General features: G+C 55.0%; 13 protein-coding genes. 9 read left to right on the forward strand and 4 right to left on the reverse strand.

Annotated features, from left to right (window positions below; translation table 11 throughout):
- Positions 1-460: 460 nt before the first annotated feature.
- From ACAW74_RS13730 to ACAW74_RS13760, 7 genes are all read left to right on the forward strand, one after another.
- Positions 461-778 (forward strand): tail fiber domain-containing protein, encoded by a 318-nt coding sequence (locus tag ACAW74_RS13730; RefSeq protein ID WP_370698776.1) that lies wholly within the window; start codon positions 461-463, stop codon positions 776-778.
- A gap of 76 nt (positions 779-854) precedes the next feature.
- Positions 855-1,913, forward strand: a complete 1,059-nt coding sequence (pseI, locus tag ACAW74_RS13735) for a pseudaminic acid synthase (RefSeq protein WP_370698777.1) — start codon at positions 855-857, stop codon at positions 1,911-1,913.
- A gap of 11 nt (positions 1,914-1,924) precedes the next feature.
- Positions 1,925-3,412 (forward strand): lipopolysaccharide biosynthesis protein, encoded by a 1,488-nt coding sequence (locus ACAW74_RS13740; protein ID WP_370698778.1) that lies wholly within the window; start codon positions 1,925-1,927, stop codon positions 3,410-3,412.
- 25 nt (positions 3,413-3,437) lie between these two features.
- A complete protein-coding gene (locus tag ACAW74_RS13745; RefSeq protein ID WP_370698779.1) occupies positions 3,438-4,184 on the forward strand; it encodes a DUF3800 domain-containing protein in 747 nt (248 codons plus the stop codon).
- Between the two features lie 176 nt (positions 4,185-4,360).
- Complete coding sequence (locus ACAW74_RS13750; RefSeq protein WP_370698780.1) at positions 4,361-5,644, forward strand: glycosyltransferase family 4 protein; 1,284 nt, start codon at positions 4,361-4,363, stop codon at positions 5,642-5,644.
- 73 nt (positions 5,645-5,717) lie between these two features.
- Positions 5,718-6,461: a glycosyltransferase family 2 protein gene (locus tag ACAW74_RS13755; protein WP_370698782.1), complete on the forward strand. Its 744-nt coding sequence runs from the start codon at positions 5,718-5,720 to the stop codon at positions 6,459-6,461.
- A gap of 142 nt (positions 6,462-6,603) precedes the next feature.
- On the forward strand, positions 6,604-9,042 hold the full coding sequence (locus ACAW74_RS13760; protein WP_370698783.1) for an ABC transporter permease: 2,439 nt from the start codon (positions 6,604-6,606) through the stop codon (positions 9,040-9,042).
- Between the two features lie 39 nt (positions 9,043-9,081).
- On the opposite strand, the gene ACAW74_RS13765 is transcribed toward ACAW74_RS13760, so the two are convergent.
- Together ACAW74_RS13765 and ACAW74_RS13770 are read right to left on the reverse strand one after the other, a co-directional pair.
- The gene (locus ACAW74_RS13765) at positions 9,082-10,590 is read right to left on the reverse strand and encodes a DUF1501 domain-containing protein (protein WP_370698784.1); all 1,509 of its coding nucleotides are present in this window, start codon (positions 10,588-10,590) and stop codon (positions 9,082-9,084) included.
- A gap of 132 nt (positions 10,591-10,722) precedes the next feature.
- A complete protein-coding gene (locus ACAW74_RS13770) occupies positions 10,723-12,372 on the reverse strand; it encodes a DUF1800 domain-containing protein (RefSeq protein WP_370698785.1) in 1,650 nt (549 codons plus the stop codon).
- Positions 12,373-12,520: 148 nt separating this feature from the next.
- Here ACAW74_RS13770 and ACAW74_RS13775 point away from each other — a divergent pair, with 148 nt between their 5' ends.
- Positions 12,521-13,108 (forward strand): hypothetical protein, encoded by a 588-nt coding sequence (locus ACAW74_RS13775; RefSeq protein WP_370698786.1) that lies wholly within the window; start codon positions 12,521-12,523, stop codon positions 13,106-13,108.
- Here the strand turns inward: ACAW74_RS13775 and ACAW74_RS13780 are convergent.
- Positions 13,105-14,043, reverse strand: a complete 939-nt coding sequence (locus tag ACAW74_RS13780; protein ID WP_370698787.1) for a carbohydrate kinase family protein — start codon at positions 14,041-14,043, stop codon at positions 13,105-13,107. The genes ACAW74_RS13775 and ACAW74_RS13780 overlap by 4 nt on opposite strands.
- A gap of 45 nt (positions 14,044-14,088) precedes the next feature.
- The gene (locus ACAW74_RS13785; RefSeq protein WP_370698788.1) at positions 14,089-14,346 is read right to left on the reverse strand and encodes a hypothetical protein; all 258 of its coding nucleotides are present in this window, start codon (positions 14,344-14,346) and stop codon (positions 14,089-14,091) included.
- A 108-nt stretch (positions 14,347-14,454) separates the two neighbouring features.
- Between ACAW74_RS13785 and ACAW74_RS13790 the strand changes: the two genes are divergently transcribed.
- Positions 14,455-14,847, forward strand: a complete 393-nt coding sequence (locus ACAW74_RS13790) for a VOC family protein (protein ID WP_370698789.1) — start codon at positions 14,455-14,457, stop codon at positions 14,845-14,847.
- The last annotated feature ends 37 nt before the right edge of the window (positions 14,848-14,884 follow it).

Consider the following 14,884-nt stretch of genomic DNA (forward strand, 5'->3'; position numbering starts at 1 on the left):
CATAACATCTGGCGGGCCGATGATCAACTTCAACGCTCGTAGATACCCTGACAACTCCTTAATTTCGGGTGGAGGTCCGCTTCTGAGTCGTTCACTGTTTTCATGGAGTAACTATTCTACTGTGCACATGCTGATGCGTGCAAATGGAAACCTTGGACTTGGTACGGAATGGCCTCAAACACAATTTCATACAACGGGTGGGGTACGTTTTGCTGGTCTACCTGTTAGTTCAGGTACATCAGTTGTTATGGCAGATACAGATGGTAACTTGTCAAAAGTAACTCTGCCAAGTAATGGAACAATTGCGGTAGTAGGGAACGCTTCACCAAACTCTGTCCCGCGATTTAATAGCACGGGAGTTTTGTCGAGTGGACAAATTTTCGATGACGGGGTAAAAATTGGTGTGGGTGGAGTCCCCATTTCTGGGTCAAAGTTGGCCTTGTATGGTACTTTAAAACTCATGTCGGATGCCCGGTCGAAAACCAACGTGGTAAAGATGACCAACGCGATGCAAAAAGTGAATGCGCTGAATGGCTACTACTACGACTGGAAAAGTGGGTCGGCAGGCCGGGAAGTGGGCTTTCTGGCGCAGGAAGTCGAGCAGGTGTTGCCCGAAGCCGTGTCGGAAAATGCGGATGGTGTTAAATTTCTGAACTACGACGGCGTGTTGCCCCTGCTGACCGAAGCCATCAAGGAACAACAGGCGCTCATTAAATCGCAAAGCGCCCTGATCGAGCAACTTCGTCGGGAAGTTGATGCCCTCAAACGGAAGCGGTAATTTTGTGCGACCAAATTTGGTTTGTCAGTAAAAGCCAATCGGCTTGTTCGTAGACAAACCACCGTCTTCCACTCGCATGATCCAACCCATTCAGGTTGCACAGTTTACCATTTCCCCGCAGCACCGGCCGTTCGTTATTGCCGAAATGTCGGGAAACCATAATCAGTCGCTCGACCGGGCGTTAGCGTTGGTCGATGCGGCGGCAGAAGCCGGGGCGCACGCGCTCAAGCTTCAGACCTACACGCCCGACACCATCACGTTCAACGGACAATCGGATGAATTTTTCATCCGCGACAATCAGTCGCTGTGGGCCGATAAGAACCTCTACACGCTCTATAAAGAGGCCTACACGCCCTGGGATTGGCACGGGCCTATCTTCGAGCGGGCGAAGCAGCACGGCATGGTGGCGTTCAGCTCACCGTTTGATACCACCGCCGTCGATTTCTTGGAATCGCTGAACGTACCGCTCTACAAGATTGCGTCGTTTGAAAACACCGACCATATTCTGCTGAAAAAGGTAGCCCAAACGGGTAAGCCGGTCATCATGAGTACGGGCGTGGCCACGGTGGCCGATCTGGCCGAATCGGTGAAGGTGCTGCGTGATAACGGCTGCCGTGACCTGATTCTGCTGAAATGCACGAGTACGTACCCAGCCACCCCCGAAAGCACCAACCTGCTGACGATCCCGCACATGAGCGCCCTTTTCGACGTACCTGTGGGTCTCTCAGACCACACGATGGGCATCGGGGCGGCGGTGGCCGCTACGGCGTTGGGGGCGGTAGTGATCGAAAAACACTTTACCCTGCGCCGTGCCGACGGGGGAGTCGATTCGGCCTTCTCGCTCGAACCGGAGGAGTTGAAAAGCCTGGTTGTTGAGTCGGAGCGGGCGTTTCTGGCGATGGGTCAGGTGAGCTACACGCCTACGCCGAAGGAGCAGAAGAGCCTGCAATTCAAACGGTCGCTGTATGTGGTGCGCGATATGGCAGCGGGGGAGGCGTTCACGGCAGAAAACGTGCGTAGTATCCGGCCTGCCAACGGCCTGCACACCCGCCATTACGACGAAATTCTGACCAAAACCGCCGCGCAACCCATCAAGGCAGGCACCGCGTTATCATGGGATTTGATTCGTTCCTAATGTAGAGACGCATGTCGTCCATCCAAAAACAAACTATTCAGGGAACGGCTTTTTCGTATGTCGGGATTGTCATTGGTTTTCTGACAACGGGACTGCTGTTGCCCAACCTGCTGAGTAAAGACCAGAATGGGCTTATTCAGTTGTTGAGTAGCCTGGCCATTATTCTGACGCAGTTTGCCAACCTCGGTATCAACGGCGCGGGGGGGCGCTATTTCCCGTATTTTCGCAACTACGAGCGGGGGCATGGTGGCTTTCTGTTGCTGGCTGTGGGTACTTCGCTGCTGGGTTTTCTGGGGTGTGCTGTGGCCCTGTGGGTGTTTCGGCCTTGGGTGATTGCCGAAAATCAGGCGAAGTCGGCCCTGTTTGTGCAGCACTATTACCTGCTGCTGCCACTGACGTTTTTCACGCTCTTTTTCAACCTGTTCGACACCTACGCCCGGCTACTCTACGACAGCGTGACGGGTACGTTCCTGAAAGACGTGGGGCAGCGGGTATTTTTCCTGCTGGCTGTGCTGGCCCACTGGTTCGGCTGGATCGACTTCTACACCATGCTCTGGGGCTGGCTCGGTTCCTATCTGATTCCGCTGGGGCTGATGATCGGCAGTGTCGTGCGTAACGGGCATTTTACGCTCAACCCAACGTACCTGACGCTGCCGCCGGGCTTGGCCGTTTCACTGTATCGCTACGCCGGCTTGACACTCTTTGCGGGCCTGTCGTCGCAAGTGATTCTGCACATCGACAAGGCGCTGGTCAACAATTCGCTGGGGCTGAGCAGCACGGGTGTGTATGGCACGGCGGCCAACTTCGGGTCGGTCATTGCGGCACCGGCCATGATGCTCTATAAAGTATCGGGCGTGGTCATTGCCGATGCCTGGAAGAACAACGATCTGGAAAAGATTCGGAGCGTGTATGCCAAAAGCTGCCTAAGTCAGTTGCTGATCGGCTGTCTGGTGTTTGTGGGGATTGCGGCCAACCTGCCGAGTGTGTTTCGTTTTCTGCCTAAAGGCTACGAGGCTGGCTACTACGTCATTCTCTGGATCGGGCTGGGCAAACTATTCGACATGGCGACGGGCGTCAACGGGACCATCCTGAACACCTCGCGTTTCTACGTCTGGGACTCGCTGTTCAACATGCTCATGGTGGTGCTGACCATCGTGCTGACCCCCATGCTCATCCGCCAATACGGCCTCAATGGGGCGGCCATTGGTGCCGCTGTTACAACGGGCCTGTTCAACCTGTCGCGGACGTTATTTGTGTGGTATAAGTTTGGTTTGCAGCCGTTTACCTGGCGTAATGTAGCCGTTATCGCTATCGGCGGACTGGTGTGGCTGGTCGCTGCCTGGCCCGCTTACCCGACAGGTACGTTGGTCGCTGTATTGCTCGATGTAGCCCTGCGCTCGGCGGGCATTGTGGCGGCGTATGTGGGCCTTATCTTCGCGCTCCGAATCTACCCCGACCTGAACGGGATGCTGAGTCAGGTCTGGAAGAAATACAGATGACCTTTTTGCTTGTAAAGCTAGTATTATGCAACTAATGTATGTTGACGAAAGTGGTGATCCTGGTTGTGTGAGATACGCTTCGAAACATTATATTTTGAGCGGGCTAATTGTTTCGGATCGCGATTGGAAGACTTGCCTCGACAAAGTAAAAATCTTTCGTCAGCATTTAAAAGCAACAACTGGTCTATTGATTCGTACAGAAATTCATGCAGCAGAACTAATCCGAATTTCTAAGATAGAAGCATACAGAAAAATCCGTAAACCAGTTCGTATTAAAATACTGCAAGAGTTGATGCAACAATTGCCCGCTATTTTTGACAAAGCTGTTGTTATTAATATCTGCTTAGAGAAAAGTCAATTTCCAGCCAATACAAACTTTCAAGAACTTGCTTGGTCAAGGCTTATTCAACGGTATGATACTTATTTGAAAAAGACAGCAAACGATATAGGAATTATTGTCGCTGATGATTCAGACGACGCCGCTATTCGAAAATTGCTTCGAAAAATGCGCGTCTATAATCCTACCCCATCCCATTACTCAGGTACGTACAATGCGCCAACAGACAATATTATTGAAGATGTATTTATGCGTAGCTCACAACATTCCATGTTCATTCAAGCAGTTGATTGTATATCTCATTGTTTATACCGACGCGAGTTTCCTAAAGGCAGCTTGAAGAAATTTGGTGTGGAAAACTACTTCAACTATATCGATTCAATACTGTTAAAAATAGCTTCTACGAATGACCCTTGTGGAATTGTGCGAAAATGAAAAAGCCCCGGTTAAAAACCGAGGCTCAAAAGCAGTGCTTTATGATTTTCGCGGCCCGAATAACTCAAGTGAGTTACCCCGGTCGACTTGTACAACAAAGGTCTGAAATTATTTGAATAATAGCAAATTTTGTTGTAAGAGTTAATTGACTGACACGACAATCCAAGACTTATCGAATGCGCGTCGTTCATCTGAATACATACCATACCACGGGCGGCGCAGCCGTAGCGGCGGGGCGACTCAACCGGGCCTTGAATCGCTTCGGGGTCGATAGTACACTGCTGGTGCAGGAGTCTACGTACCCGGAGGCCAATGTCGATGCATTGGCTACGAGTTTTCTGGCGCAGAAGATGGCGTTTGCCCGGTTTGGTGCCGAACGGCTGGCGTTCCTGCCCTATGAGAAAGACAAATCTGTCCGGTTTCAGTTTTCGCCGGCTGTAACGGGCGTCGATCTGACGTTCAACTCGGTGATCCGGCAGGCCGATGTGCTGCATCTGCACTGGGTCAATTTCGGCTTTTTCTCGGTTGAAGGCCTCGGGAGCCTGATGCGATTGGAAAAACCCATTGTCTGGACCATGCACGACATGTGGGCGTTTACGGGTGGCTGCCACCACAGCGGTACCTGCGAGAACTACCAGCGATCGTGTGGTAACTGTGTTCCGTTTTTGCGTCGGCCCGGCCCCAACGACTTGAGCCACTCGGTTTGGGAACGGAAGCAGAAGGCCTACGAAACGGCGCACCTGGTGCCGGTGGGGTGCAGCGAATGGCTGGCCAACCGCGCCCGGAAAAGTGGATTGTTTCGCCCGTTTTCGGTGCTGAACATTCCGAACCCCATCGACACCGAACTCTTTCGGCCCATGGAGAAGGCGGCGGCACGGCAGGCACTAGGCTTGCCCACGAACCGGCGGCTGATTTTGTTTGCAGCGGCGAAAGTGAGCACGGCCGGAAAGGGTTTTCGGTATTTTGAACAGGCGTTGCATCAGCTCCACGCGCAGCTCGACAATCCCCGCGAGGTCGAACTGCTGATTTTCGGGGCAGGTGACAAAGGCCTGCTCCACGAACTGCCGTTTCAATACCATTTCCTGGGGCCGCTGTCTGATATGCAACAGATTAGCTACGCCTATAACGCGGCCGATATGTTTGTGATCCCGTCGCTGGCCGAGAACCTGCCCAACACGATTATGGAATCAATGGCCTGCGGCACGCCCGCCGTGGGGTTCACGGTGGGTGGTATTCCCGAGATGATTCAGCACCGGGAATCAGGGTATCTGGCGCAATACAAATCGGCCGAAGACCTGAGCGCGGGCATGCAGTGGTTATTGTCGCTGCCCCCTAACGACTACGCCGCCATCGCCCACGCCGCCCGTCAACACGTGTTAGCCCATTACGACGAAACCGTTGTTGCCGAACAATACGCGAGTCTGTACGAATCGTTGATCAGTGATTCACGACATCTGTAATTCATTCGTATGTCTTCCGTAAGCGGGTGAATTAATTCACCCGCTTACGGAAGACACCAATCACTCGTTGAGCATGATTTCCATCATCACCATCACCTACAACGCCGAGCCGTATCTGGAACGCACGATTAGCAGCATTGTGGGGCAGGAGGGATGCGTGCTGGGCGTCGATTACGAATACATTCTGGTCGATGGAGCGTCGACCGATCACACGCTCGATATCGTGCGACGTTACGAAGCTCACCTGTCGCATTGGGTATCTGAACCCGACCGGGGGCTCTACGACGCCATGAACAAAGGGCAGGCCCTGGCCACGGGCGAGTTTGTCTGGTTTATGAACGCGGGCGATGAACTCTTCGATGCGCAGACACTACGCTCGTTACTGACCTACATGCAGCATCGGCCGGTTTGTGATGTCTACTACAGCGATGCCCTGTTTGTCCGCGACGATGGCTCGCCGGTGGGGTTACGCAGTGAGGTGACGCCCCATCGACTGCCCACCGAACTGCGTTGGCAGGACATGGCGCTGGGCATGAAGGTGAGTCATCAGGCCTTTGTGGCCCGCCGGACCATCGCGCCAACGTACCCAATCGACAACCTCAGCGCCGATCTGGACTGGGAAATCCGCTGCCTGAAAGCGGCGCGGCGCGTTGGGTACGTGCCGTTCGAGCTGTGCCGTTACCTGGTCGGTGGGCTGTCGGTGCAAAAACACCGTCAATCGCTGATCGACCGCTTCAAGGTGCTGACCTGGCATTTCGGCTTGCTGCCCACCCTCTGGAACCACGCCAAAATCGTGTGGCGGGCCGCCACGACGTGAGGCTTGCGTCGGTGGGGCATTCGTCCCATTTTTAGCCGAGTTCATCCCATTTTTTCATTCGGCTTATAATCGCTCGGTATTCTTGCTGTAGAAACGGCTGTACAGTAAGACCACTGTAAGCCAACGCTTTACAAGCCAAGGTATGATTGGGAGCTACCTTAAAACTGCAAAACGCAACTTACTGCGTAACAAGCTATTCTCGGCCATCAACATCGTTGGGCTGGCCATCAGTATGTCTGTTGGGTTACTGCTGATTGCATTTGTGCTCGACCTGCGTTCATACGATAGGTTCCATAAAAACGGCGAGCGAATCTACCGCGTCACCAGCGTGTTGTCGGCCAATCGTGACAACAGATCGCGATCTGGCGATAGGTATGCTACTGCCTCCATCAAGGCGGGAAAGCTGATCCGGGAAAAGCTGGTCGGCACCGGCCGGTCCACTGGTGCCGACGTAACGAATATACGCGACTTTGCGCAGGATGCCCAGGTAGACGGCAATACGCTTCCGATCAAGGGCTACTGGGCGGAGCCGTCGCTGTTCAACATCTTTACATTCCCGATGCTGGAAGGCAACCCCGACCGGGCGCTGCGAGATCCTTACTCGGTGGTGCTCACCCAAACGGCCGCGAGAAAGTTATTCGGCGATAAGCCCGCACTTGGCAAGACAATCAAATTCGACACACTCGATTACCAGGTGACCGGCGTGATGAGAGACGTTCCGTTCTTTTCGCACATCGACTTCGAAGCGCTGATATCCTTGTCGACAGCCGAGCAACTGAACAAAAACGACCGACACGTCGACGCCTGGACCAACATGGGGTTGAGCTACGTCTATGTTTTGCTACCGAAAAAAGCGGATGGGGCGTTTATTCAGGCGCAGCTCGACGCCATCGCCCGCGAGGAAAATCGCGCCGACGATGGTACGCAGATCCAACTCGAACTGCTACCCCTGTACAAGATTGTGGTTGGCGAAAACCTCCGGGATATGCGCGGCTCGGTGCGCCGCCATACGCCCCCGGTTGTGCTTTGGCTACTGAGTGGGCTGGCGCTCGTCGTGATCCTGTCGGCGTGTGTCAACTACACCAATCTCTCGGTAGCACGTGCCATACGCCGTTTCAAGGAAATCGGTCTTCGCAAGGCGATTGGAGCCGACAGGAGTCAGATTTGGCAACAGTTTCTGGCCGAGGCCATTCTGGTTTCTCTCACAGCTCTTCTGCTATCGTTTGTTCTCTTTCTTGTCATACGCCCGCAACTGATACAACTGGCTCCGGAGATGCAGCGTACGGTGAAACTTGAACTCACGCCAACGATGGTGGCCGCCTTTATCGTGTTTTCGGTCACGGTGGGGGTGATTGCCGGTTTCATGCCCGCCCTGTTTTACTCCAATGTGAGCGCCGTCAACGCATTCAGAAATAGCTCGTCGCCAACCATTTACAAGCACGTAACCCTGCGGCGCGTGCTGGTGGTAGTGCAGTATACGTTCACGCTGATCTTCATCACAGCCACGGCCATCGGCTACGTGCAGTACAAAAACATACTGGCCTTCGATCTGGGTTTCAATACCGATAACGTATTGACTATCAATATGCAGGGGGCTAAGTCGGACGCCTTCCGCAAAGAACTGAGCGAAATGCCGGAAGTAGCCGCGCTGTCCCGGTCGCTCATCATTACCGGTGTTGGAAATGCGTGGGGTGGCTACATGACCTACAACGACTCGCGCGACTCGGCCCTGGTGCTGACCAACAACGTCGACGAAAACTACTTGGCGCTGCATGGCTACAGGCTCCTTGCCGGGAGCAATTTTAAGACCCGCCCCACCACGGCCGAAGCGGCCACCGAGATAATTGTTAACCAGCGAGTCCTGAAACGATTCAACATTGGTAACAACGATCCTGAAAAAGCCATCGGGCAGCAGGTCACATTCCGTAATTTCGGTGGAACGCGCAAAATGACCATCGTTGGCGTCATGAAAGACTTTCATTACGGCAAAGTCGATAACCTCATCGAGCCGGTTGCTTTCATGCCCTGGACGCCCGGAGACAGGACCATCCTGAATGCCAAACTGCAAAGCGCTGACCCGCTGGAGACGCTGGCCAAAATAGAGGCGGCCTGGAAGAAGATTGATCGCGTTCATCCGTTCCAGGCTAAATTCTACGCGCAGGAAATCGAAGATGCCTACAGCGAATTATCGGCTCTGATTAAGATTATTGGTTTTCTGGCGTTCCTCGCCATGTCGATTGCCTCGATGGGCTTGTTCGGGATGGTCGTGTTTACCACCGAAACCCGGCTCCGGGAGATCAGTATCCGAAAGGTGATGGGCGCCAGTTCGGGTAACCTCGTCTACTTACTAAGTCGCGGTTTTTTGCTTCTCCTGTCGATTTCGGCACTGATCGCACTGCCTGTAACGTACCTGTTCTTCGAGCGAGTGGTGCTTACCCGGTTTCCGTATCATACGCCCGTGCAGATTGCCGAACTGTTTGCCGGCTTGCTGACGGTATTATTGATCGCCTGTGTGCTGATTGGCTCGCAAACCATCAAGGCGGCCCGCAGTAACCCGGCCCAAATTCTGAAAGGCGACTAATACCGAGGAGTAACAGCCAGGAAGAGAACGTGCCGATTGTCAGCCCGTAATGCGGATGCGGGCGCCGTTGCTGTACTTTAACGTACCCAGCATCCGCACCGACTTCACCGATGCGTTCTGACTAACCGTAACGACGTGGCCGGGATTCACACAAATACGCTCGCTCGCCACCGGCACCCGCCCCATCGACCAGGTATTGGCGTCGTTCCAGGGTCCGGAAGTAACCGTCTGGCAGAGGTCGGAAAAAAGCGAGACCGTGGGGAAATTGTGCAATAGTAACGAATCGGATTTCGCCTGTGTCGTGCCAAACCAGTCGACCAGTATGTCGCGGTAAAGTCGCCGGAAGTCGATCTGCATCTTCACGTCGAAGTTATTGCCATAGCTCGGAATCAGGTCCGAGAGGTTCGGATTCTGGCCGATGATCTGCCGTTTCATGGCCGTGCCAAACACAAACTGCGGAGCCGCGACACCATGATCGGTGCCAAAGGAAGCGTTGGAGTTGGCCCGCCGCCCAAAGTCGGAGAACGTCATGCCCACGACTCGATCCTGCACGCCCTGCTGCCGAAGGTCTTCCTGAAAGAGCCAGAGTGCATCCGACACTTTACCCAGCAAATCGGCATGCGCGCCCTGAAGCGGATTGCCATTGTAAATCTGCGTCGAATGCGTGTCGAAGCCACCGACGGATACGAAGTAGATTTTGGTCTTTAGCCCGCCGTGAATCAGCCGCGACACGATTTTGAGCTGATCGGCGAGGGCATTCTGGTTCGGCTGTGGGTACGTTGAGAAGTTCTGCCCCGCATTAAACGCCGTCTTGATTTCGCCCGCATAGCCCACGGCCAGGGCTTGCTGCTGCCGAATAAACGTTACCAGATCGCCAGCATCGCCCGGAGGTACATCGGCGGGTGGAATGTTCTGGCCTGCACCTACCAATTGGTAAAAGGCATCGGGATCATTGACCGACACGCCCATCGACTGCTGCGGACCCAACAGCGTGGTGCTGGTGAGGTAGCCGATTTGCAGCGCCAGCGGGTCTTCCATCTGTGCGTTGGGGTAGCCGGTGGGATAACCCGGATACTGGTCGGAGAGATAACGCCCGGCCCAGCCCGAGGTCAGCTGCACATTCGAGTCGGCGGCACTCATGTAAATGTCCGTCGAACGAAAATGCGACTGATCAGGGTTGGGATAGCCAACCGAATTGATAATCGACAGCCGCCCATCGTTAAACAGGTTTCGCATGCCCGTCATGCTCGGGTGGAGGCCCAGTTCGGGGTAGCCGTTCAGCGCCAGCAGGTTGTTTTGCGGGATGGCGATGTTATGCCGTAGTGTGTCGTAGCGTGAATACTGATCAATCGGGATAACCGTGTTCAGGCCGTCGTTGCCGCCGTTCAGGTACACAATTACCAGCACGCGATCGGTGTTGACCGCGTTGGTGTTCAGCAGCGATTGTACCAGCGCCGATTGCCGGGTCATGGCTTTCAGTTCCAACCCGTTGAGCATGACCGGCACCGTGAAGGCCGACGCCGCAGCAAAAAATTTTCGACGGTTCATAAGACTGTAGAGACGCATTCCCATGCGTCTCATTGCCGGATGGTTTTCACAGATGAGACGTATTTTCGTAGCTCATTCCTGAATGATGTTCACAGATGAGACGCATGGGAATGCGTCTCTACACAGGTACAATTAACAAACGTGGTACTCGGCCAGGCGCAGGGCGTAGCGCATCAGCAGTTGGAGCCGCCAGGTAACGGTGTTGGCGTTAGCCGGATGTGTGGGGTTGCTGCGATAGGCATTCCACTCAAACAGCCAGGACGTACGCGGAAGGCTCTGCATCATCATCGTGTCGATCAGGAAATCTTTTCGGGTCTGGGGTAGCTCAAACACGAACATATCGGCCGTGAAAGCAGCCAACACCTGTTCGCAGGTAATGGGCGGCGTGCCAGTCGGGTTGGTAGTAGCGTTGTAGACGTTGCTGAAGTCGGGCTGAAGCGACCGCGCCCACGTAAGCACGTCGATGCCGAGGTTGTAGCCCGGTTTGACTTCGTACCATCGCCAGATAAGCGCGTCGGTAAACTCATTGCGCTGGGCTACCGTGTTGGTGTTGATCCAGTTTTTAGAGAAACCTGTTTGGTAAAATGGCTCGTAACCAAACACCGTCGGCTGATCAAGGGTATCCATCTGTAGTTGTTCCATCCGCCACTGTACAAACTCCATCAGCCGGCGAAAGGCCACGTAGTCGGTGGCGATCACGGGCACCGGCTGCTCAAAAAAACGAAGCGAACCCGCCAGTAGATCGGCCGGTGATTTAACGATGGCGCCCCGGTTGCTGGCGTCGAAAAAGAGCTGGCTCGTAAGCAGTTTCACCACCACCGGCTGAATGTCCCAGTTGTTGGCCGCCGAAGCAAAGAAGGTAGCCAGCGGGGCAATCACGGTGTCCTCGATTGTCTGCGTAACGTGTGGGTTGACATACCAGCGAAAAAGTTTCCGGCAGATGAATTTGGCTGTCTGTGGATGGTTGAGCAGCATTGTCACCAGATCGTCTAGCTCCAAATCGCCCGCTGTAGCCCCCGTTCGGCCCGTGATGACGGTGTTGTTGTATTTGGCCGAAAAGGTTTTGTTGGTGCTATCGTGCTCGGCAGGCGTAAACACCGTCGTGAACGAGGTGGAACCCTCGATCCAGTGGTTGGTGTAGCTCCAGCCGGTGAGCACCCGGGCGGCGGCTTTCACGTCGTCTTCGGTGTAGTTTTTATTCCCGGCAAAATCGACCGCCCCGCAGGTAAACAGCTCCTGAAGCTCACGGGCGTAGTTTTCGTTGGGACTGCTGGCTTTGTTTTCGTTGCCATTAAGGTAGCGCAGCATGGCCGGGTCTTTGGTCACGGCGATGAGCAGGCTTCGGAAATTGCCGAGTGCGTTGGTACGCAGCAGCCGGATGTATCGATCGACGAAGCGGTAATCATCCACCGTAGCGCGGGTCGTGACGAAGTGGTTTTGCCAGAACATCGTCAGCTTGTCGATCAGGTTGGGCGTGTTCGTTTGCTGGGTCATCAGACCCAGCCACCAGTATTTGATGAAATAGCCAAACTGAAAGTTACGCCCCCCGTTGAACGGCCCGTTGAGATAAGGCTGCCCAGCCGCCGGGTAATTCTCATCCATCTCGACAGGCGGCGGCGGGGTGTAATTAATGTTGCTGATCAGCGTCTGAACAGCCTGTGCAGCGGTTTTGCCCACCAGCGACGTAATCTCTGCTTTGGTGGGGCCAAACGTAGCCCGGCGCAATAGATGAGCCGCCGTCTCCCGGGTTAGCGGGACGGTGTAAGGATCTAAAAGAGGCATTACGGTTGGGCAAAGCGCCGCCCGGTTAACGTGTCGTATCAGGCTGTATACCAAAGATAATAGCAAATAGTAGGCCATTTCCACGTTAAGTTGCCCATTTGCCCAAAAGCGATATATTGCTCACTACTAAGCAACGTTCGTATCGCCAATGACGACTAGTGATACCCTGAACCGGTTCTGTCTGTTGACCTTTCTGCTGCTCTGCACCGTCTTCGCTCAGGCACAGTCGGCAATTACGCCCCCCAGCCTGACCAATGGACAGGGAGCCGTATATGCGGTCAATCGGCTAAAAGCCGGGGCGTACCGCTATAAGACGGGTGGTGTTCGGATGACAGCCAGGTTCAGGCTGACCGAAACGGGCGAACTGGATACGGTGGGCGTAGTGGCCGACGACGATACGGCATTGCCCGTTGCTTACTTGGCCGACATTGGGCAGTCGATACGTTCTTTAAATGGGCAATGGACACCCCAGCGCCGTAATGGCGTCGCCGAAAAGAGCTACTGGCTGGTCGCTCATTATTATCTGGTTCGGGAAGGGGGGCTTTCGCCCGCTATAGAAGCTACATCAGCAGCTTACCAGGCGCGGTATAACCAGGAACGAGCGGTGTTCGAGCAAAAACGACCCGGCCAGCGATCCGTACAGACCGATGGCTGCGTGCTGGACGGCGAGACTTGGCTGTTTGCGCCTTACCGGCTTTCCTGGATTAGCTGCTCGATGGTCACTCAACCGCGCTAGCTGTAGAGTACACTTCGCTCTACCTGGGCGGGCAATGGCCCTTTACGAGTGAGTTTAAGGGCGGCCAGGTTGGCCCCCGCCTGCGCGCAGGCTGTAGGTACGTTGCCGTCGAGCCAGGCCGTCAGGAAACCGGCCCAATAGGCGTCGCCCGCACCGGTCGCATCCACAACCGTGAGCGGCTGACCCGGTACCCGCACCACCGTAGCACCATGATCCGACGAAACGAGGCTGCCGTCGGCACCCAGCGTGAGGCAAACGAGCCGAGCTCCCATTCGGTGGAAATCGGCTAGGATCTGCTCGTGGGTCGTCTCGCCAGGTACGTTGCCATAGAGACGAGCGGCATCATCTTCGCTCAGTTTCACGAGGGCACCGGTGCCGCAGTAGTCAGTCAGTATCTGCCAGGCCTGTTGCCGGTCGGGCCAGATGCTGGGCGCGTAGTTGGCGTCGATACTGACCTGCACCCCCATAGCAGCGGCGCGCCGGGCGGCATCGACAATGGTCGACTGCGCGGGTTCGCGGCTAAGGGCAAAGCAGGTCGTATGAAACAGCGCCGCCTGCGCCAGCAAGCTGTCGGGCAGGTGCTCGGGCCGGATGAGCCGGTCGGCGGTGCGGTAGGCGATGAAGTCGGGCGTAGCGCGGGTACGTGACACCACTACGATGCTCGTCGGCTCGGTAGCGTCGGTCGTAATGTGGCTTGTGTCGATGCCCGTCTTAGCTACTTCCTGTACCAGAAACTGGCCCAGATTGTCGTCGCCCACCGAGGCAATCAGCGCCGAAGCGTTGCCCAGCCGGGCCATGTTGGCGGCCATGTTGGCGGGCGATCCGCCCTGAAAGCGGGTGAAATCAGCCGCATCGAGCAGGCTTTCGGTAAAGGTTTGGCCCAGAAAATCGGCCAGCAGCTCACCAACGGACAAAACGAGGCGTCGCGACGACATACAAGCGTAGGGTGAAAGGGTAGGTGGGAGGTGGTAATTGAAACGTTAATTGATGCGCCGTTTAACGACCTGTTTGAGCCATTTAGACATGCCAAACTGATCCGGCTCGGCGTCGATCTGATCGGGTTGCAGATCGAGGTAGGCCGTCAGGGTGGCCATCTGGTGGCGTAGCTGCTCGTTGGTAACTTCCAGTTCGGCGACCCGATTGAGCACATCGTCGTACCGATCATTAAGCGTGGCCTGCGAAATCAGCAACTCGGCGATTCGGTCTTCCAGCCTGTTTATTCGTTCTTCGAGTGACATAGGTTTGTGTGTCTGTATGAATGGCAAGTTAGTCAATGCGTTTATACATCACCACCTTTGGTCAATCAGAGCGAACGGCGAGTGCCCCCGATCGCCGACCTTTGCCCCATGACGATTGACCATCTGGCCATCTGGGTTCGTGATCTGGAAGCGATGCGGAGCTTTTACGAGACGTATTTCGCCGCTACGGCCAACGAAAAATATGTGAATCCCCGAACCGGGTTCTCCTCTTATTTTTTGTCGTTTCCCGACGGTGGTGCCCGCCTTGAACTGATGCACAAACCGGGCATTCCCGACTCGCTGAACGATGCGCATGCCCAATTCTCAGGCCTGATTCATTTTGCCATATCCATAGGTAGCGAAGCCGCCGTCGATGGCCTGACCGAACGGATGCGGGCTGATGGGTTTACCATCGTTGGCGAACCCCGCCGTACCGGCGATGGCTACTACGAAAGCGTCGTGCTGGACCCCGAGCAGAATCGGATTGAAATAACGGCTTGATGTTGACGGTTTCAAGTTTGGTGTCTAAGGTTTGACG

The organism is Fibrella musci (assembly GCF_041321105.1).
Taxonomy (GTDB): domain Bacteria; phylum Bacteroidota; class Bacteroidia; order Cytophagales; family Spirosomataceae; genus Fibrella; species Fibrella musci.